Here is an 18,142-nt window from a genome sequence, read left to right as displayed (position 1 = left end):
CTGCACATCACTTCTGCTGCGCCTGCCCACAGGACATCCATGGCCGTACAGTCGATATCCGGCGGCCGGGACGAAGCCGTCCGAGAAGACTGCACACGACGACAGGAGACGACGTGGGGACCGTAACGATCGGCGTGTCGATCGCGGTCCCGGAGCCTCACGGCAGCCTGCTCCAGGAGCGGCGCGCGGGCTTCGGCGACGCCGCGGCCCACGGCATCCCCACGCATGTCACCCTGCTGCCGCCGACCGAGGTGGAGGCGGCCTGTCTGCCGGCGGTCGAGGCCCACCTCACGCACGTCGCCACGGGCAGCCGGCCGTTCCCGATGCGGCTGTCCGGGACGGGCACCTTCCGGCCCCTGTCACCGGTCGTCTATGTGCGCGTCGTGCAGGGCACCGAGGCCTGCGCCCGGCTCCAGCAGCGGATCCGGGACGCCTCCGGGCCCGTGGCGCGCGAGCTCCAGTTCCCCTACCACCCGCATGTCACGGTCGCGCACGGCATCGACGAGGCCGGCATGGACCGTGCCTTCGCGGAGCTGGCCGGGTTCGAGGCCGAGTGGCCGTGCACCGGCTTCGCGCTGTACGAGCAGGGCGCCGACGGGGTGTGGCGCAAGCTGCGGGAGTACATGTTCGGCGGATCCGTGGTGCCGCCGCAGTGCAGCCACGCCGATGCCGAACGAGGGACGATCGCCAGCCGCTAGGCCCTGTCGTCAAACTCCCGTCTGCCCCGCGGCGCCATGCACGTTCCGCCACTGCCTTAAGGGCGTGGGCGGTACCCCCACTCGCCGCACCGGGCGCAGACCCGAGTACATCCAGTACGAGGGCCCACGCCCGGCACTCCCCCGGAGCACGCGGCTGACGCCGCAGGGCCCGCCCTTCGGGCGGACGGCGGGAGTTTGACGACAGGACCTGGCACGCCGTCAGAGCGGCAGCCTCCGGAACACCGCCCGCGGCAGATGGCGCAGGGCCGCCGTCACCAGGCGCAGGGCGCCCGGCACCCACACCGTCTCCGAGCGGCGGCGCAGGCCCAGTTCGATGGCCGTGGCGACCGCCTCGGGGGTGGTGGCGAACGGTTCACGGGGCAGGCCGGCCGTCATCCGGGTACGGACGAATCCGGGGCGTACGACCATGACGTGCACGCCGGTCCCGTACAGCGCGTCGCCGAGGCCCTGGGCGAAGGTGTCGAGGCCGGCCTTGCTGGAGCCGTAGATGAAGTCGGCGCGGCGCGCCCGCTCGCCGGCGACGGAGGAGAGGACCACCAGGGAGCCGTGCCCCTGGGTCTGGAGGGCGCGGGCGGTGACCAGGCCCGCCGAGACGGCTCCGGTGTAGTTGGTCTGGGCGACCCGGACCGCGCGTGCGGGCTCGCGCTCGTCGTGTGCCTGGTCGCCGAGGATGCCGAACGCGAGCAGCGCCATGTCGATGTCGCCGTCGGCGAACACCTTGCCGAGGACGGTCTCGTGGGACTCGGGGTCGAGGGCGTCGAAGGCGACCGTGCGGACGTCGGCGCCCAGCCCGCGCAGGCTCTCGGCCGCCTGTTCCAGGTCGGGGGAGGGGCGGCCGGCCAGCCAGACGGTTCGGGTGCGACGGGCGATCAGACGGTGGGCGGTGGCCAGCGCGATCTCGGACGTGCCGCCGAGGACGAGCAGGGACAGGGGCAGATCGGTGGCATCCTTCATGACAGCCGACCGTATCGCCCGCATATGACCGTCTTGGTGAAGAAACGCGGTGTTGACGTCCACTCGGAGCGGGCACAGTCCGATCATGGACTGGCTGAAGAAGCTCCCCGGGATCGGGCCGATCGTCGCGTGGCTGATGGCCACCCACGCGTGGTGGTCGTACGAGCGGCTGGACCGGGTGAAGTGGACGCGGCTGGCCGCCGCGATGACCTTCATCAGCTTCGTCGCGCTGTTCCCGCTGCTGACGCTGGCCGCCGCGATCGGCGCCGCCACGCTCAGCAAGTCGCAGCAGCAGAACCTCCAGAACAAGATCGCCGACCAGATCCCCGGCATCGCCGATCAGCTGGACATCAACTCCCTGGTGGAGAACGCGGGCACCGTCGGGCTCATCGCCGGCGCCCTGCTGCTGTTCACCGGCATGGGCTGGGTCGGCCAGATGCGCGACTGCCTGCGCGCCGTGTGGGAGCTGCCCGAGAAGGAGGAGAACCCGGTCCTGGCCAAGGCCAAGGACGCGGGCATCCTGGTCGGTCTCGGCGGAGCCGTCATCGCCACGCTCGCCATCTCCACCATCGCCTCCGCGATGGTGGGCTGGATCACCGACCAGCTCGGCATCGACCGGGCGGGCTGGGGCGGCATCTTGCTGCGGACCGCCGCGTTCGCCGTCGCCGTGCTCGCCGACTTCCTGGTCCTGCTCTACGTCCTGACCCTGCTGCCCGGCGTCGAGCCGCCGCGCCGCCGTCTGGTGATCGCCGCGCTCATCGGCGCGGTCGGCTTCGAACTGCTGAAGCTCTTGCTCAGCGGCTACATCCAGGGGGTCGCCACGAAGAGCATGTACGGCGCGTTCGGTGTCCCCGTGGCCCTGCTGCTGTGGATCAACTTCACCGCGAAACTCGTCCTGTTCAGCGCCGCCTGGACGGCGACGCAGAGCGAGGAGAGCGAACGGGAGGGCGTCAGGAACGCGTCCGACGGCGCATCAGATCCGGCAGCGGCCAACGGCGGTTGACCAGGAACGCCGCGCCGCCGAGCAGCACCAGCAGCCCGCCGGCGACGGCCACGGCGATCCCGACGCCGCTGGAGCCGCCCGCGGCGGTGGAGCTCGCCACCGGCTTGGAGCCGGATCCGCCGGTCCCGTGCGACTGTCCGGCGGAGGCGGTGGCACCGGGCTGGGTGGTGGGCTGCGCGGCGCTCTTCGGCGGGACCAGCCGGCCCACCGGGCTGACCTTGCCGACCGCCCCGAAGCCCCAGTCGAACAGCTTCGCGGTCTCCTTGTAGACCTCGTTGTGCTCGTTCTTCTCCGGGTTCATCACCGTGACCAGCAGCACCTTGCCGTTCCGCTCGGCGACACCGGTGAACGTGGCACCCGCGTTGGTGGTGTTGCCGTTCTTCACGCCCGCGATGCCCTGGTAGACGGGCACGTCCGTGTCGCCGCTCAGCAGCCGGTTGGTGTTCCGGATCTCACCGGACCCGAACTTCGCCGACACGGTCGAGCAGTAGTCGCGGAAGTCCTTCTTCTGCAGCCCGGAGCGGGCGAACAGCGTCAGGTCGTACGCCGACGACACCTGCCTCGGCGCGTCGTAGCCGTCCGGGCTGACCACTTGGGTGTCCAGGGCCTGCAGTTCGTCGGCGTGGTCCTGCATGTCCTTGATGGTCTGCCCGACACCCTCGTTCATCGCGGACAGCACGTGCACCGCGTCGTTGCCCGACCGCAGGAAGACACCGAGCCACAGGTCGTGAACCGTGTAGGTGTGGCCCTCCTTGATCCCGACCACGCTGGAGCCGATCCCCATGCCCGCCAGATCGGACGGCACCACCTTGTGCTCCGTCGTCTTCGGGAACCTCGGCAGCAGGGTGTCCGCGAACAGCATCTTCAGAGTGCTCGCCGGGGGCAGCCGCCAGTGCGCGTTGTGCGCGGCCAGGACCTCGCCGGACTCGGCGTCGGAGACGATCCAGGACCGCGCGGTGAGGTCCTTGGGGAGCACGGGCACGCCGTCGGCGAGATTCACCTGGGTCCCGGGCTGCCCCAGCCGGGCACCGCCCACCTGTGACATCTGCGCCGGAGGCGTGGCCGTCGCGCCGGCCGACGGGGTCGGGGCAGCGAGGGCGGCGGGCACGGTGGCGGACAGGGACAGCAGCGTGGCGGAGGTGACCAGCAGGGATCGCCTGACGGTCTTCTTGGGAGCGGGCACGGTCGAGAACGTACCCGGCACGGGTCGCGAAGTCCCGCCCCGCACCCCACCCCGGACACGGAACCGGACACCGTACGGCGATACTGAGGGCATGAAGCTCAGCCGCCCGGTCTCCTGGTTCCTGCTCGCCTTCGGGGTGTGGAGCTGGGTCATCTGGGTCACTTTCGTCAAGAACCTGGTCAAGGACAGCAGCGGGCTCGCCTTCGACGACGGCCACCCGACCGCGTACTTCTGGGTGCACCTGCTGCTGGCGGTCGTTTCCTTCGTATTGGGGACGGTCGTCGGGGTCATCGGGTTGCGTGGACTGCGCGCACTGCGCCGGACGTCATAGCGGGGGATACGGCAGCGTGGTCATCGTCTTCGTCCTTGTCGCGCTGGCCGTCCTGGCCGTCCTCGCGCTGGGCCACTGGTATGTGTGGCGCCGTCTGGTGCGGGACACGACCCGGGGTCCGGGCCCGGCCCGTCGCAGCGGCACGGCCCTCTTCGTCGCCGGCCCGCTGCTGATGATCACGGCCCTGGTCGCCGAACGCTCCGGCGCCCCCTTCTGGCTCCAGCGCACGCTCGCCTGGCCCGGCTTCCTGTGGATGGCGCTGGCGCTGTACCTGCTGCTGGCGGTGGTGGCCGGAGAGGCCGTACGGCCGTTGCTGCGGCGGCTCGTGCTGCGGCGGGGGCGCGCCGAGGCCGTCGTGAGGGAGCCGGAAACCGTACCGGCGGGGGCGGCGCCACCGAGCACACCGGAGCCCTCGCCGGCGGCGGGCGAACCGGAGCCGGAGGAGGCGAGGGACCCCTCCCGCCGTCTGTTCGTCTCCCGTGTCGTCGGCGGGGCCGCCGCGGCCGTCGCCGTCGGGACCGTCGGCCAGGGCACCTACGGTGTGCTGCGCGGGCCGCGGGTGAAGCGGGTCACCGTGCCGCTAGCCAAGCTGCCGCACGCCGCACACGGCTTCCGGATCGCGGTCGTCAGCGACATCCACCTGGGCCCGATCCTGGGCCGCGGCTTCGCGCAGCAGGTCGTCGACACGGTCAACGCGACCCGGCCCGACCTGATCGCGGTCGTCGGCGATCTGGTGGACGGCAGCGTCAAGGACCTCGGCCCGGCCGCCGCGCCCCTCGCGCAGCTCAGCGCCCGGCACGGCGCGTACTTCGTCACCGGGAACCACGAGTACTTCTCCGGCGCCGAGCAGTGGGTCGCCGAAGTACGCACCCTCGGCCTGCACCCGCTGGAGAACGCCCGCACCGAGCTGCCGTACTTCGACCTGGCCGGGGTCAACGACCTCCAGGGCGAGAGCGAGGGCGAGGGCCCCGACTTCGGGAAGGCGCTCGGGGACCGGGACCCGGCACGCGCCTGTGTGCTCCTCGCCCACCAGCCGGTGCAGATCCACGAGGCCGCCCGGCACGGCGTCGACCTCCAGCTCTCCGGCCACACGCACGGCGGCCAGCTCTGGCCCGGCAACCTCGTCGCGGCCGCCGCCAACCCGACCGTGGCCGGTCTCGAACGCTACGGCGACACGCAGCTGTACGTCAGCCGGGGCGCGGGCGCCTGGGGGCCGCCCACGCGCGTGGCCGCGCCCTCGGACGTGACGGTGATCGAACTCGCCGCCACGCGCGCGTGACCGAATCCGCTCCTTCGTCTGTGAAGACGCTGTGAAGCCCGGCGGGAACAACGCCTCGGTAAGTTCTTGTACATCTGGTCAGAAAGCCCTTCCCCCAGGTGAAAGTCCTGTGATTAGGTGAGCCCCGCCGCTTAGGGGAGTGGCGAAATTGTGCTGGCCAGGGGTAGGGCTCTGAAGGGCCTGGGGAGGGCACCACCATGCGATCTGTTCGCATGCGCATTCTCGTGACGCTGCTCGTACTGGCGGTCGTGGGAATCGGCGGCTGGCAGTTGCTGCCGTCGCAGGAGAACAACAACAAGAGCATCACCGTCGGCACCACGGACGCCGTCACCTCACTGGACCCGGCCGGCGCCTACGACGCCGGTTCCTGGGCCCTGTTCAGCAACGTCTTCCAGACGCTGCTCACCTTCGAGCCGGGCGGCGTCGAGCCGGTCCCGGACGCGGCGAAGAGCTGCGCGTTCGAGGGCGGAGGACTGAGCACGTACCAGTGCAAGCTGCGCGACGACATCATCTTCCCGAGCGGACGCAAGATGACCGCCGAGGACGTGAAGTACTCCTTCGAGCGGGTCAAGAAGATCGACTCCGACGTCGGCCCGGCGTCCCTGTTCTCCACGCTCCGCTCGGTGACCGCGGACAGCGCGACGACGGTCACCTTCCATCTGTCGTCCCCGGACGCCACCTTCCCGCTGAAGGCGGCCACCGGAGCCGGTTCGATCGTCGACAAGGACAAGTACCCGGCGGACGCCCTGCGCAAGGACTCCGGTGTCGACGGCACCGGCCCGTACACGCTCACCTCGTACACGAAGGACGAGAAGGCCGACCTGGCGCCGTACACGAGCTACAGGGGCTATCTGAGCGGCACGGGACGCCCCGTCGAACTGCGCTACTACGCCGACTCCCAGAAGCTCGACAACGCCTGGGCGGCCAAGAAGGTCGACGTCGCCACCCGGACGCTGCCGCCGACCGTGCAGGCCGCGCTGAACCCGAGCGATCCGAACCAGCGCGTCACCGAGTCCGACAGCTCCGAGACCCGCAACCTCTACCTGAACACCCGTGCCCGTTCCCCGCTGCACGACGTGCGGGTGCGCCGCGCCATGGCCTGGCTGGTCAACCGTGAGCAGCTGTCCGCCACGGTGTACAAGGGCACGGTCGACCCGCTCTACTCACTCATCCCGACCGGCATCACCGGCCACACCACGTCCTTCTTCGACAACTACCCGACGCAGAGCACCAAGAAGGCGCGAGAGCTGCTCACCGAGGCCGGGGTGACCCTGCCGGTGCGCTTCACCTTCGGCTACGGCAAGAACCGGGGCGCGGGTGAGGAGGAGGCCGCGGCGCTGAAGAAGCAGCTGGAGGCGGGCGGCCTGTTCAAGGTGGACGTCCAGGGCTACGAGTGGACCGACTTCCAGAAGCGCTGGGCCGACGGGAAGATGGACGCGTGGGCGGTCGGCTGGGTGGCCGACTATCCCGACCCGGACACCTTCGGTTCCCCGCTCGTGGGCACCGGCTCCACCATGAGCACCGGCTACAGCAACAAGACCGTGGACAGTCTCATCCTGGACAGCCAGCAGTACCCCGACCGGACACGGGCTGCCGACGACTTCCGCTCCATCCAGGCGGACGTGGCGACCGACGTGCCGCTGATCCCGCTCTGGCAGCGCAAGGAGTACGTGGTCAGCACCGAGGACGTCGGCGGCGGCCAGTACCTCACGGACGGCACGGGCGTCTTCCGCCTGTGGCGGCTGAACTGGATCTGATCAGCCGGTCTCGTCGCGCCGCGCCCTGGCCCCCGGGTCCGGCAGTGCCTTCGTCATCCCCGGCAGGAAGTCCGTGAACAGTTCGTGGACTTCGAGGACCAGGGGGCGCAGCACCCGGAAGCGGGCCAGGGCGACTCCGCGTGCGGTCAGCCGTGCCCCGCGGCGCGCCAGCCGGTAGCTGCGCTCGTATCCCTCGGTGCGGTCGAACACCCAGTACAGGACAAGACCCATCTGGGAGAGCCACATCAACTCCGGGAGCACGTCCCGGAGTTCGGGTGCCACCTTGGACTTGGAGCCGGCCAGTACGTCGCGATGGACACTGATGGCCTGCTCGCGGGCGTGCTCGCTCTCCGGCGAGAAGGGGCTGAGCGGGCTGTCGGGGTCGGCGGCGTTCTTGAAGAACTGGACCGCGAACTCGTGGTACGGCTTGGCGATGTCCAGCCATGCGGTCAGCACGCCCGCGAGCCGCGCCTCCAGGTCGGTCTCCCGGTCCAGGACCTCCCGGACCGCCAGCTGGTGCTCGGCGGCGATCCGGTCGTAGAAGCCCTGGATCAGGTGCTCCTTGCCCGCGAAGTAGTAGTAGGCGTTGCCGACGGAGACCCCGGCCTCCTTGGCGATGGCCCGCATGGTCGTCTTGTCGTAGCCGCGCTCCTGGAACAGCCGCATCGCGGTCTCCAGGATCAGCGCGCGGGTCTGCTCGGACTTGGTCTGGGGGCCGGCCTCGGGGCCGTCGTTCTTCGCGGACACGGTAGGAGCCTAACCAGTGGCGCAGGCACCGTCGGAGCAGGACGGCGGGTTGTAGGGCCACCCCGTACCCGGGTGATGGGCCCACCCGCCGCCCGACTTGGTGTCCGCCTGCCGGTACGACTGCCCGCCCCACTGCGCGCCCCGCCACCTCGCGGCCGCCAGCACCGCGCCGCGGGCCAGCTTCGCGCCGGCCGGAGTGCTCAGTCTGTGGGCCAGCGGCCGGTGTTCGCGCAGGGCCCACAGGACGACGATCCAGGCACGGGAGCCCTGGTAGACCTGACCGCTGTCCCCGATCACGGTGACCTCGTCGAGGGTGGCCGCGTGATCGAGCCCCGGGAAGCGCCCGCACGCCTCGGCGGAGCCGGCCGGAACCAGGTCGAGCGGCACCAGTTGAGGCTGCCGTACGAGCCAGTTGCGCAGGTGGGTGCAGAGCGTGCACCGGGCGTCGTACAGGACGGTGAGCCCGCGGACCGGAACGCTCGCGGCGCCCCGGTCCTGACCGGTGGTCACGGCGGTCACGCCCCGACCGTCGGCGGGATCCAGCCCTGCGGGCTCACCGGAGGCTGCTGCTCGCGCTCCATCATCCCGCGCCGCCGGATCTTGTTGAGCACGTACACGTTGCCCAGGTGCATCGCGCCGAGCACCAGCAGCACCACGCCGAGCTTGATCGACAGGGCCTCGAAGATGCCCCGGGCGTCGTCGACGTCCCCGCTGTCGGTCAGGAACAGCGCCACGAAGCCGAGGTTGACGAGGTAGAAGCCGACCACCAGGAGGTGGTTGACGGCGTCGGCGAGCTGCTCGTTGCCGCGCAGCACGTCGGCGAGGAAGACCCGGCCGTTGTGGCTGAGCGTCCGGGCCACCCAGACGGTCAGCGCGATGCTGACGACCAGGTAGATGACGTAGGCAATGACGGTGAGATCCATGCCCCACCCCTCCTTGAACGCGTTCAAAACGCTGACGGTCATGACTGTAGACCTGCTTTTGAACGTGTTCAACTCAAGGGTGGCAGGGGACCGGTGAGGTCTTCGTCTCAGTTTCTGCGGGCCAGTTCCGGCCGCTTGGTGTAGTCGGTCAGGCCGAGGATGTTCCCCCAGGGGTCGGCGATCTCGACGGTCCAGCCGGTGGCCCCGGAGAACGCCTCGTCCAGTGGCGGGATCCCGGCGGCGGCCAGCTCCCGTGCCGCGACCCGCGCGTCCGGCACCTCCACCCACAGACGCGGCGAGGGCCAGGGCGGCGGCCGGTGACCCAGCCCGTCCTCGACCCGCAGCAGAATCCCGGGCGTCTCGCCACCGACCTTCAGCAGCGCGATCCCGGCCTCGTCGAACCGGAACGCCACGGCGAACCCGGCCCGCTCGTAGAACCCGGCGGCCTCACCGAGGTCCCCGACGGGCAGCAGCATGTTGTCGAACCCGAGCAGCTCGTACGACTGGTCGTCAGACATGTCGTCAGATTAGGGTGCAATCCTGACATGATGCGAGGAGCCCCACCGAAGATTCGGCGGGGCTCCCTGGAAAGGCCCGGATCTACATGCTGCTCAGCGACCGGGCGTAGTTGATCTGGCCCATGAGCGCCGGGAAGGTGTTCGGGCCCTGCGCCGGAATCATCGTCGAGTGGTGCCGGCCCGCGCTGGTCACGGTGACCTGGATGTAGCCCGTGGTCTTCTTCTCCTTCATCAGGAGGAAGAGCAGGCCGAGCAGGCAGAACAGGAAGAAGACGATGGCGAGCACGACGGCGTGCGTCGGGATCTTCTCCTCGGTGTGCGACATGTCGGTGGCGTTCCACACCGCGCCCCGCAGCGGCATCTGCCCGGCAGGGGTCACGATCTGCTCACCCGTCACCGTGATGTCCCCGATGGCCAGCACGGCACCGCCCATGGGCGCCGGAGCCACCGGAACGCCCGGAGCCGCCTGCTGCGGGAACCCGTAGCCCTGCTGCACGGGGGCCGGATAGCCGTAGCCGGGCGCGCCCGCGGGCTGGGCGGGATAGCCGTAGCCCGGCGCCCCCTGCGGCTGCGGGGCGAAGCCCGGGGGCTGCGCGGGCGCCGCCGGAGGGTGCCCGGGGCCCCACTGGTTCGCGCCGCTCTGCGGATGATGCGGATCGGTCATGCTCTCGTCCCCCTGGGCGTCACTCTGCCGGATCGATGGATCATCCTGTCAGCTCCCTGCCCGGGACACGCAATGGGCCCCGCCCCGGTGCGGAAACCGGAGACGGGGCCCAGACTCGCCGTGGGCGAGGGCGGATCAGTAGCGACGCGTGATCAGCGCGCGCTTCACTTCCTGGATCGCCTTGGTGACCTCGATACCGCGCGGGCAGGCGTCCGTGCAGTTGAAGGTCGTGCGGCAGCGCCAGACGCCGTCGCGGTCGTTGAGGATCTCCAGGCGCTGCTCGCCCGCCTCGTCACGGCTGTCGAAGATGAAGCGGTGGGCGTTCACGATCGCGGCCGGACCGAAGTACTGGCCGTCGTTCCAGAACACCGGGCAGGAGGACGTGCAGGCCGCGCAGAGGATGCACTTCGTGGTGTCGTCGAAGCGCTCGCGGTCCTCGGCGGACTGCAGACGCTCGCGCGTCGGCTCGTTCGTCTCCTTGGTGACCAGGAACGGCATGACGTCCCGGTACGCCTGGAAGAACGGCTCCATGTCCACGACCAGGTCCTTGAGGACCGTCAGGCCCTTGATGGGCTCGACCGTGATCGGCTTCTCGGGGTTGATGTCCTTGATCAGCGTCTTGCACGCCAGACGGTTCTTGCCGTTGATCCGCATGGCGTCGGAGCCGCAGATGCCGTGCGCGCAGGAGCGACGGAAGGTCAGGGTGCCGTCGACGTCCCACTTGATCTTGTGGAGACCGTCGAGGACACGCTCCTTCGGGTCGATCTCCAGCTGGAAGTCTTCCCACGTCGCCTCGGCCGAGACCTCCGGGTTGAAGCGGCGGACGCGGAAGGTGACCGTGATGTAGGGGGAGGCGGCGGACTCTGCCTCGACCTTGTCCAGAACAGGGGTTGCCATCAGTACTTACGCTCCATCGGCTGGTAGCGGGTCTGGACGACCGGCTTGTAGTCGAGACGGATGGACTCGGTGCCGTCGTCGCCGACCTCGCGGTACGCCATGGTGTGGCGCATGAAGTTGACGTCGTCGCGGTTCGGATAGTCCTCGCGGTAGTGACCGCCGCGGGACTCCTTGCGGGCCAGCGCGGAAACGGCCATGACCTCGGCCAGGTCGAGCAGGTTGCCCAGCTCGACGGCCTCCAGCAGGTCCGTGTTGAACCGCTTGCCCTTGTCCTGGATCGAGACGTTCTTGTAGCGCTCGCGCAGCTCGGCGATCTTCTCGACGGCCGTCTTGATCGTCTGCTCGGTGCGGAACACCATGACGTTGGCGTCCATGGTCTCCTGCAGCTCGCGGCGGATGTGGGCCACCCGCTCGCTGCCGGTGGAGTTGCGCAGCCGCTCGATCTGCTCGACGACGAGGGTCTCCGGGTTCTCCGGCAGCTCGACGAAGTCGGCCTTCTGGGAGTACTCGGCGGCGGCGATGCCCGCGCGGCGGCCGAACACGTTGATGTCCAGCAGCGAGTTGGTGCCGAGGCGGTTGGCGCCGTGCACGGAGACACAGGCGACCTCGCCGGCCGCGTACAGACCCGGGACGACGGTGGTGTTGTCCGACAGGACCTCGCCCTCGACGTTCGTCGGGATGCCGCCCATCGCGTAGTGCGCCGTGGGCTGGATCGGGATCGGGTCCGTGTAGGGCTCGATGCCGAGGTAGGTGCGCGCGAACTCCGTGATGTCCGGGAGCTTGGCGTCCAGCTGCTCCGGCGGGAGGTGCGTGAGGTCGAGGTAGACGTGGTCGCCCTCGGGACCGCAGCCGCGGCCCTCGCGGATCTCCGTGTAGATGGAGCGGGAGACGACGTCACGGGACGCGAGGTCCTTCATGACCGGCGCGTACTTCTCCATGAAGCGCTCGCCGTCCTTGTTGCGGAGGATGCCGCCCTCACCACGGGCGCCCTCCGTCAGCAGGATGCCCATGCGCCAGATGCCGGTCGGGTGGAACTGGAAGAACTCCATGTCCTCCAGCGGCAGACCCCGGCGGTAGCAGGCGGCCTGGCCGTCACCGGTCAGCGTGTGGGCGTTCGACGTCACCTTGAAGAACTTGCCGGTGCCGCCGGAGGCGTAGATGACGGCCTTCGCCTGGAAGATGTGAATCTCACCGGTGGCCAGCTCGTACGCCACCACACCGGCCGACTTCTTGACGCCGTCGACCTCGGTGATCAGCTGGTCCAGGACGTAGAACTCGTTGAAGAACTCCACGCCCTCCTTGACGCAGTTCTGGTACAGCGTCTGGAGGATCATGTGGCCGGTGCGGTCGGCCGCGTAGCAGGAGCGGCGGACCGGGGCCTCGCCGTGGTTGCGGGAGTGACCGCCGAACCGGCGCTGGTCGATGGTGCCATTGGGCGTCCGGTTGAACGGCAGGCCCATCTTCTCCAGGTCGAGGACGGCGTCGATGGCCTCCTTCGCCAGGATCTCGGCGGCGTCCTGGTCGACCAGGTAGTCACCGCCCTTGACCGTGTCGAAGGTGTGCCACTCCCAGTTGTCCTCCTCCACGTTGGCGAGCGCGGCGGCCATACCGCCCTGCGCGGCGCCCGTGTGGGAGCGGGTGGGGTAGAGCTTGGTCAGCACGGCGGTGCGGCTGCGCTTCGTCGACTCGATGGCCGCGCGCATGCCGGCGCCGCCGGCGCCGACGATGACGGTGTCGTACTTGTGGATCTTCATGTTTCTCGCAGCCCCGTGCCTAGCGGATGTTCGGGTCGAAGGTGAAGATCACCAGCGTGCCCAGCAGGATGGTGAACACCGTGGCGGTGTAGAGCAGGCCCTTGAGCCACAGCCGGGTGTTCGCGCGCTCCGCGTAGTCGTTGATGACCGTGCGCAGGCCGTTGGCGCCGTGCAGCATGGCGAGCCAGAGCATCAGCAGATCCCAGACCTGCCAGAACGGGGACGCCCAGCGGCCCGCCACGAAGGCGAAGCCGATCTTGGAGACGCCGCCGTCCAGCACCAGCTGGATCAGCAGGTGGCCGAGGACGAGAACGACCAGCACGACGCCGGACAGGCGCATGAAGAGCCAGGCCGCCATCTCGAAGTTGCCCCGGGTCGACCTCGGGGTCTTCTTGGTGCGCCTGCGCGGGGCCTCGATGAGGGGAGCCGGGTTGTCGACGTTGTAGACGGGGGCGCCCTCGACGGGGCCGACTCCGGGCGCGGTGGTTTCAGTCGTGGACATGGGCGTCAGCTCCCGAACAGGACACGAGCGGCGTGGCCGAGGACGGGGTAGACCGCCCCGCCCATCAGGACGAGCCAGACGATCCCGACCGTCCAGAGCATCTGCTTCTGGTAGCGCGGGCCCTTCGACCAGAAGTCGACGGCGATGACGCGCAGGCCGTTGAGCGCGTGGAAGAGGATTGCGGCGACGAGGCCGTACTCCAGCAGCGCGACGATCGGCGTCTTGTACGTGGCTACGACCTTGTCGTAGTCCTCTGGGGAGACACGGACGAGAGCAGTGTCCAGCACGTGAACGAACAGGAAGAAGAAGATGAGGACGCCGGTGACTCGATGAGCCACCCAGGACCACATTCCTTCCCGGCCGCGGTACAGCGTTCCAGCCGGCACGGAAGAACCCTCCGGGAGCGGGGACTAGGGCCGCGCCGGCTTCGGTGTCGGTCGGGCCCGGCCGGGTACGGTCCACCGGCCCCCAGCATCGTATCCATGCGGTGCGCTGTGGCTGACGGGGGGCCTACTTGTGTGATCAAAGTGGCACCGGACGGGCTAGAGACGCGGCATCCGGGACGGTGTGTGCGCTACCTGCCGGGGGTGGCACCGTTGTGGCTGGTCGCGCCCCACGGCGGAGCCGCGGACGGGCACTGTCCTGCGCCCCCGAGGAGTTGCCCCAGCCGTTCCCTGGCGAGGCGCCGGAGTTCGTCCGCCGCCAGGACCCGCTCCTCCTCGGGATCGTTTGTCAATCGTGATCGGATGCCTTCGAGGATGCGGTCGATGACCTCGTCCGGGTGGCCATCGCCCAGATGGATGACGAAGGTGTGTCCGAATTTCGCTTCGTAGGCCGCGTGTGCCGCACTCAGGGCCATGTGGGCCGCCGAGTAGGTGCCCTCGGGAAGCTCCGGAAGCGACTCGCCCGCCAGGGCCTCCGACAGATCTCCCGGGGACAGGTCGTACGCCGCCTCGTCCGCCGCGGCCAGGAGGGAGTCCAGGTCGGGGTAGGGGCGGTGGTCGGCGATACGGCGGGACCAGCGCAGGCTGTGGAGGCAGTGCAGGAGCAGCACGCGGGCCTCGTCGCCGGGGGCGGCGTTGAAGGCGTCCAGCGGCTTGGGGAGATACGGCAGACGGTGCGCAGGCAGCGTGGGTCCTCGCGTCACAGGTGGAATGGCAGGGGATGCCGTGAAAAGTGTGTCATCACGTTATCGAGAGTGGTCACTGTGTGTCCGACGGATACCTGAATTTCACCCGTACGGGAGAGTTTCAGATCGGCCTGGTGACGAAGTCACGGCGGATCAGTCGTACGTTGGCTGAGTGAGCCAGCACAAGCGCCGGACCCCGGTGCAGCAGGTGAGGCGGAAGCAGGCGGTCATCGCCGTGGCGTTCGCGGGCACCGTCGCGCTCGGCGTGGGCGTCGGTGTCTGGGCCTCGGCGGACGGCGGCGGGAGCCCGGCGGGGGGTGTGGCACAGGCGTCGTCGGACCCTGCCTCCACCGCCGCGTCCAGCCGCGCCGCCACCCCGAGCAGTCCCGCGCCCAGCCGGTCCTATCCGCTCTCCCGGGCGCCGCGCACCATTCCCGCGGTGCGCTCCCACACCCCGGCGCGCGGCCCCGGCTGGCGGCCGCAGCGGGGCGAACGGGTGGTGGTGAACGATCCGCAGCTGGCCGACGAGGGCAAGCTGATAGCCGGTGAGCTGGGGCTGGCGTACGCGGGCGAGAAGAACGACGTGCGGGCCGGGGACCTGCGGCTGGCGCTCGGCGGGGGCGGCAACCCGGAGTCGTACACCATGACCGTGCGCGGCGGGCGGATCGACATCAGCGGGCCGGCCGACGCCGGCGTCTTCTACGCCACCCGCACGCTCAAGCAGGAGGTCCACGGCGGCCGTACGGCGCCGGAGGGCGTCGTACGCGACGAGCCCGCGAAGCCGGTGCGCGGCTTCATGCTGGACATCGCGCGCAAGCCGTTCACCGCGTCCTGGATCGAGGACCGGATACGCGAGCTGGGCGACCTGAAGTTCAACGAGCTGGGGCTGCACTTCTCGGACGACCAGGGCTTCCGGATCGAGTCCAGCAGCCATCCCGAGATCGTCTCCAAGGACCATCTGACCAAGGCGCAGGTCAAGCAGATCGTCGGTCTCGCGGCCGCCCGGCACATCACCGTGGTGCCCGAGATCGACTCGCCCGGGCATCTGGGCGCGGTCATCGCGGCCCACCCCGACCTGCAGCTGCGCAATGTCAACGGGGTCGCGACGCGGGGTGCGATCGACATCTCCAAGGGCGCCTCCGCGAAGATCGTCGACGACCTGCTCAACGAGTACGCCGGGCTCTTCACCGGCAACCAGTGGCACCTCGGCGGCGACGAGTACCAGGCGCTGACCGTGGCGAACCCGCAGGCCTCGTATCCGCAGCTGGCGGCCGCCGCCCAGCAGAAGTACGGCTCCGGCGCGACCGTCGCCGACCTCGCCACCGGCTGGCTGAACGACCGGGCCGCCACCGTGCGCGCCCACGACCGGACCATGCGGGCCTGGAACGACGGCTTCTTCCGGGACACCTCGGTGCAGCCCGCCAAGGATCTCCAGGTCGCCTACTGGACCGGCAAGGAGATCGGCGCCCGGCCGCCGGTGGAGTACCTGAGCGCCGGCCGCAAGGTGATCAACTACAACGACGAGTTCCTGTACTACGTCCTGGGACAGCCGCAGACCTTCGTCTATCCGACCGGGCAGCGGATCTACGAGCAGTGGAACCCGCGGGTGCTGCGCGGCACGGCCGCCGTACCGGCGGGCTACGACGGGCAGATCCTCGGCGGGACGTTCGCGGTCTGGAGCGACCTCGCGAACGCCCAGACGCAGGACCAGGTCGCCGCCGGCATCCGGATGCCGCTGCGGGCCACCGTGCAGAAGCTGTGGGACCCGGGCGCGCCCGAGCTGTCCTGGACCGAGTTCAAGGCGCTGGCGGACCGGCTGGGCTGAGCGTCCGGGTGGACGTACGGGTGCGGTGAACCGTATCTTCCGCGTGCCACAACGCACCTGGGGACAACGGGGGGATCCACCATGAGTACCAGCACGCAGGGCGCCCGGCTGCGGTCGCCGCTCGGGCTGGGCACGGCCACCGTCGTGCTTCTCGGACTGGTCGCCCTGACCGACCTGGTCGCCGTCGCGGCAGGCGTCGGCGTGTACCGGGTGGCGGACGACCTGGCGGTGGGCACCGGCGCCTTCGGCGCGCACCTCTCCGGGCGCGCCGACCGGGCGGACACCCTGTACACGGCGGCGGGGGTCGCGCAGACCGTGGCCTGGTTCGGCTGCGCGGTCGTGTTCCTGATCTGGTTCTACCGGGTGCGTGTGAACGCCGAGGTGTTCAGCCCGGACGGGCACAGCAAGGCGCGCGCCTGGACCATCGCCGGCTGGGTCGTGCCCCTGGCGACCTTCTGGTATCCACGCCGCGTCGCCCTCGACATCTGGGACGCCAGCCGCCCGGGCGGCGGGCCCGCCCGGCACGGACTGATCAACTTGTGGTGGGCGTTCTGGCTGCTCACCAGCGTCATCGGCCCGTTCATGTCGAGCGAGTACGACGCTGCGCACACCGGCTCGTCGATCCGTGACGCCGCGACACATGTCATGGCCGCCGACGCGGTCGACATCCTGGCCGCCCTGCTCGCCGTCCGCCTCGTGCTGCGGCTGACCCGGATGCAGCATCAGAAGGCCCTCGCGGGCCCTGCGCCGGTCTTGGCGATTGGCTGAAAACCTGTCACTGTGACACTCCCGCGCCGTCGCACGCAGTAAGGGGAAGTGCGGGCTCCGTAAAGGCGGCGCCCTGGCGAGGGAGGCTTCCATGAGCCTGGTGGAACTGATCGCGCAGGCCGACGAGCGCGGACTGGCCGCCAGTGGGCTGGCTTGTTTGGATCGGTGCGTGCCGCTGTTGGGCGGTGACGACGAGGTGCTGCGCCCGCTGTGGGCGAGCCTCGCCGACGACTCCGCATGGGCCGGGAGCCTGGAGAAGGCGCGCGGCGCCCTCGGCATGGCCCGATCCGGCGAGGACGAGGCCGCGCTGCTCGCCCGCCGCATGCTGGACGCGGTCCCCGCCGAGCGCACCCCCAACGGCATACGGGCCTGGGCCGACGCCTGCTCCGTCGCCTCCCTGCGCATCCACCGGCTCCTCGACCCCGCGGCGGACGGCACCTCGTCGGCCGACGGCCTGGAGACCGGGCGCGCCGGCGGCGCCGACGACGCGTCCCCGCTCGTCGCCGCCGAGCTGCGGCGCCAGGTCGTCGTCCTGGAACTCCTCGCCGAGCACGGCACGAACGGGCTGCGTCGCGCCCTGGACGTGTCGGTCGAGGGCCGCCGGGTGCTGCGCGCGGTGGTGTCCCGCCGGGCCCGCGGCCGCGGCTGACCGGAGTTCAAACCCCGCTTCTGGGCGAGTCCTGTGACCGTCGTGCGGTGGGGCTGGGGCGGTCCTGCACCGGTTACGGAAACGGGCCGGATCCGCGTGACGGATGCCGGGCCGAGCCCGCTTTTCCCTATGTGACAGCCCAGTACGTGACAGCACAGCAGGAGACCAGGCCGCACGCCGCGGCGAAGCCCGTGCGGTGGGCGGCCGACGCCGTGGCGACCATGCGCGAGGGCGCGCGGGTGCGGCTCGACTACTCGGCGCAGAGCCTGTGGCGGGTGGACCGGATGATCGACGAGATACGCCGCGAGGGGCCGCCGTACGCCGCGGTCGAGAGCGCGCTGCGCGGCTTCGGCGCCTACGCCGGCGAGGTCGTCGTCCGCCAGACCGGCGCCGAGTGGTGGGCGACCGGCCGTGACCACTGGATCCGCACGCCCGACGGCCGGCTGTGGGACCCCATCGACGAGGCCCGCCGGTGCTTCGCGGGCCACGGCTCGCTGCGCCTGCTGTGCCGGGACGCGACCGCCCCTGGCTGACCGCCGC

The 18,142-nt window shown here is 70.2% G+C and carries 21 protein-coding genes; 9 read left to right on the top strand and 12 right to left on the bottom strand.

Translation table 11 applies throughout. The features are described from left to right. The first annotated feature begins 113 nt into the window (after nt 1–113). The gene (locus tag ACIRU3_RS01055) at nt 114–698 is read left to right on the top strand and encodes a 2'-5' RNA ligase family protein (protein ID WP_404049574.1); all 585 of its coding nucleotides are present in this window, start codon (nt 114–116) and stop codon (nt 696–698) included. 219 nt (nt 699–917) lie between these two features. On the opposite strand, the gene ACIRU3_RS01050 is transcribed toward ACIRU3_RS01055, so the two are convergent. Beyond that, nucleotides 918–1,673, bottom strand: coding sequence for a decaprenylphospho-beta-D-erythro-pentofuranosid-2-ulose 2-reductase (locus ACIRU3_RS01050; RefSeq protein WP_404049571.1), 756 nt, complete (start codon nt 1,671–1,673; stop codon nt 918–920). 85 nt (nt 1,674–1,758) lie between these two features. Here ACIRU3_RS01050 and ACIRU3_RS01045 point away from each other — a divergent pair, with 85 nt between their 5' ends. Further along, on the top strand, nt 1,759–2,676 hold the full coding sequence (locus ACIRU3_RS01045; RefSeq protein ID WP_404049569.1) for a YihY/virulence factor BrkB family protein: 918 nt from the start codon (nt 1,759–1,761) through the stop codon (nt 2,674–2,676). Here the strand turns inward: ACIRU3_RS01045 and ACIRU3_RS01040 are convergent. After that, nucleotides 2,624–3,859 (bottom strand): D-alanyl-D-alanine carboxypeptidase family protein, encoded by a 1,236-nt coding sequence (locus ACIRU3_RS01040; protein WP_404049566.1) that lies wholly within the window; start codon nt 3,857–3,859, stop codon nt 2,624–2,626. The two genes, ACIRU3_RS01045 and ACIRU3_RS01040, sit on opposite strands and share 53 nt — an antisense overlap. A 91-nt stretch (nt 3,860–3,950) precedes the next feature. On the opposite strand from ACIRU3_RS01040, the gene ACIRU3_RS01035 reads away from it, so the two are divergent. The 3 genes from ACIRU3_RS01035 to ACIRU3_RS01025 all read left to right on the top strand — a co-directional run bounded on the left by ACIRU3_RS01035 (nt 3,951) and on the right by ACIRU3_RS01025 (nt 7,226). After that, nucleotides 3,951–4,190, top strand: coding sequence for an SCO4848 family membrane protein (locus ACIRU3_RS01035; protein WP_404049563.1), 240 nt, complete (start codon nt 3,951–3,953; stop codon nt 4,188–4,190). Between the two features lie 16 nt (nt 4,191–4,206). Continuing rightward, nucleotides 4,207–5,469, top strand: coding sequence for a metallophosphoesterase (locus tag ACIRU3_RS01030; protein WP_404049560.1), 1,263 nt, complete (start codon nt 4,207–4,209; stop codon nt 5,467–5,469). Between the two features lie 212 nt (nt 5,470–5,681). Beyond that, nucleotides 5,682–7,226, top strand: coding sequence for an ABC transporter substrate-binding protein (locus ACIRU3_RS01025; protein ID WP_404049557.1), 1,545 nt, complete (start codon nt 5,682–5,684; stop codon nt 7,224–7,226). Here ACIRU3_RS01025 and ACIRU3_RS01020 read toward each other — a convergent pair whose 3' ends face one another. The 10 genes from ACIRU3_RS01020 to ACIRU3_RS00975 all read right to left on the bottom strand — a co-directional run bounded on the left by ACIRU3_RS01020 (nt 7,227) and on the right by ACIRU3_RS00975 (nt 14,378). Next, nucleotides 7,227–7,973: a TetR/AcrR family transcriptional regulator gene (locus ACIRU3_RS01020; RefSeq protein ID WP_404049555.1), complete on the bottom strand. Its 747-nt coding sequence runs from the start codon at nt 7,971–7,973 to the stop codon at nt 7,227–7,229. It lies immediately after the preceding gene. 9 nt (nt 7,974–7,982) lie between these two features. Continuing rightward, nucleotides 7,983–8,492, bottom strand: a complete 510-nt coding sequence (locus ACIRU3_RS01015; protein WP_404049552.1) for a thiol-disulfide oxidoreductase DCC family protein — start codon at nt 8,490–8,492, stop codon at nt 7,983–7,985. Beyond that, nucleotides 8,489–8,896, bottom strand: coding sequence for a hypothetical protein (locus tag ACIRU3_RS01010; RefSeq protein WP_404049549.1), 408 nt, complete (start codon nt 8,894–8,896; stop codon nt 8,489–8,491). Before ACIRU3_RS01010 ends, ACIRU3_RS01015 begins: the two co-directional genes overlap by 4 nt. A gap of 107 nt (nt 8,897–9,003) precedes the next feature. Continuing rightward, entirely contained in the window at nt 9,004–9,414 is a 411-nt protein-coding gene (locus ACIRU3_RS01005; RefSeq protein ID WP_404049548.1) for a VOC family protein, read from the bottom strand. 82 nt (nt 9,415–9,496) lie between these two features. Next, the gene (locus ACIRU3_RS01000; RefSeq protein ID WP_404049545.1) at nt 9,497–10,078 is read right to left on the bottom strand and encodes a hypothetical protein; all 582 of its coding nucleotides are present in this window, start codon (nt 10,076–10,078) and stop codon (nt 9,497–9,499) included. A gap of 135 nt (nt 10,079–10,213) precedes the next feature. Then, nucleotides 10,214–10,975 (bottom strand): succinate dehydrogenase iron-sulfur subunit, encoded by a 762-nt coding sequence (locus ACIRU3_RS00995; RefSeq protein WP_116148275.1) that lies wholly within the window; start codon nt 10,973–10,975, stop codon nt 10,214–10,216. Further along, nucleotides 10,975–12,729 (bottom strand): succinate dehydrogenase flavoprotein subunit, encoded by a 1,755-nt coding sequence (gene sdhA / locus ACIRU3_RS00990; protein ID WP_404049542.1) that lies wholly within the window; start codon nt 12,727–12,729, stop codon nt 10,975–10,977. Before sdhA ends, ACIRU3_RS00995 begins: the two co-directional genes overlap by 1 nt. A gap of 19 nt (nt 12,730–12,748) precedes the next feature. Then, nucleotides 12,749–13,231, bottom strand: a complete 483-nt coding sequence (locus ACIRU3_RS00985) for a succinate dehydrogenase hydrophobic membrane anchor subunit (protein WP_404049540.1) — start codon at nt 13,229–13,231, stop codon at nt 12,749–12,751. 5 nt (nt 13,232–13,236) lie between these two features. Then, complete coding sequence (gene sdhC, locus ACIRU3_RS00980; protein WP_404049538.1) at nt 13,237–13,617, bottom strand: succinate dehydrogenase, cytochrome b556 subunit; 381 nt, start codon at nt 13,615–13,617, stop codon at nt 13,237–13,239. 188 nt (nt 13,618–13,805) lie between these two features. Continuing rightward, nucleotides 13,806–14,378 (bottom strand): 2-oxo-4-hydroxy-4-carboxy-5-ureidoimidazoline decarboxylase, encoded by a 573-nt coding sequence (locus tag ACIRU3_RS00975; protein WP_404049536.1) that lies wholly within the window; start codon nt 14,376–14,378, stop codon nt 13,806–13,808. A 154-nt stretch (nt 14,379–14,532) separates the two neighbouring features. On the opposite strand from ACIRU3_RS00975, the gene ACIRU3_RS00970 reads away from it, so the two are divergent. The 4 genes from ACIRU3_RS00970 to ACIRU3_RS00955 all read left to right on the top strand — a co-directional run bounded on the left by ACIRU3_RS00970 (nt 14,533) and on the right by ACIRU3_RS00955 (nt 18,135). Continuing rightward, nucleotides 14,533–16,185 (top strand): glycoside hydrolase family 20 protein, encoded by a 1,653-nt coding sequence (locus ACIRU3_RS00970; RefSeq protein ID WP_404049533.1) that lies wholly within the window; start codon nt 14,533–14,535, stop codon nt 16,183–16,185. 81 nt (nt 16,186–16,266) lie between these two features. After that, nucleotides 16,267–16,953, top strand: coding sequence for a DUF4328 domain-containing protein (locus ACIRU3_RS00965; protein ID WP_404049530.1), 687 nt, complete (start codon nt 16,267–16,269; stop codon nt 16,951–16,953). Between the two features lie 91 nt (nt 16,954–17,044). Continuing rightward, nucleotides 17,045–17,602, top strand: coding sequence for a hypothetical protein (locus ACIRU3_RS00960; RefSeq protein WP_404049528.1), 558 nt, complete (start codon nt 17,045–17,047; stop codon nt 17,600–17,602). A 146-nt stretch (nt 17,603–17,748) separates the two neighbouring features. Then, the gene (locus ACIRU3_RS00955) at nt 17,749–18,135 is read left to right on the top strand and encodes a hypothetical protein (RefSeq protein ID WP_404049525.1); all 387 of its coding nucleotides are present in this window, start codon (nt 17,749–17,751) and stop codon (nt 18,133–18,135) included. The last annotated feature ends 7 nt before the right edge of the window (nt 18,136–18,142 follow it).

The organism is Streptomyces sp. NPDC101151 (assembly GCF_044768335.1).
Taxonomy (GTDB): Bacteria; Actinomycetota; Actinomycetes; order Streptomycetales; family Streptomycetaceae; genus Streptomyces.
Note: the sequence above shows the minus strand (reverse complement) of the source record. Positions and strands in the feature narration are given on the sequence as shown.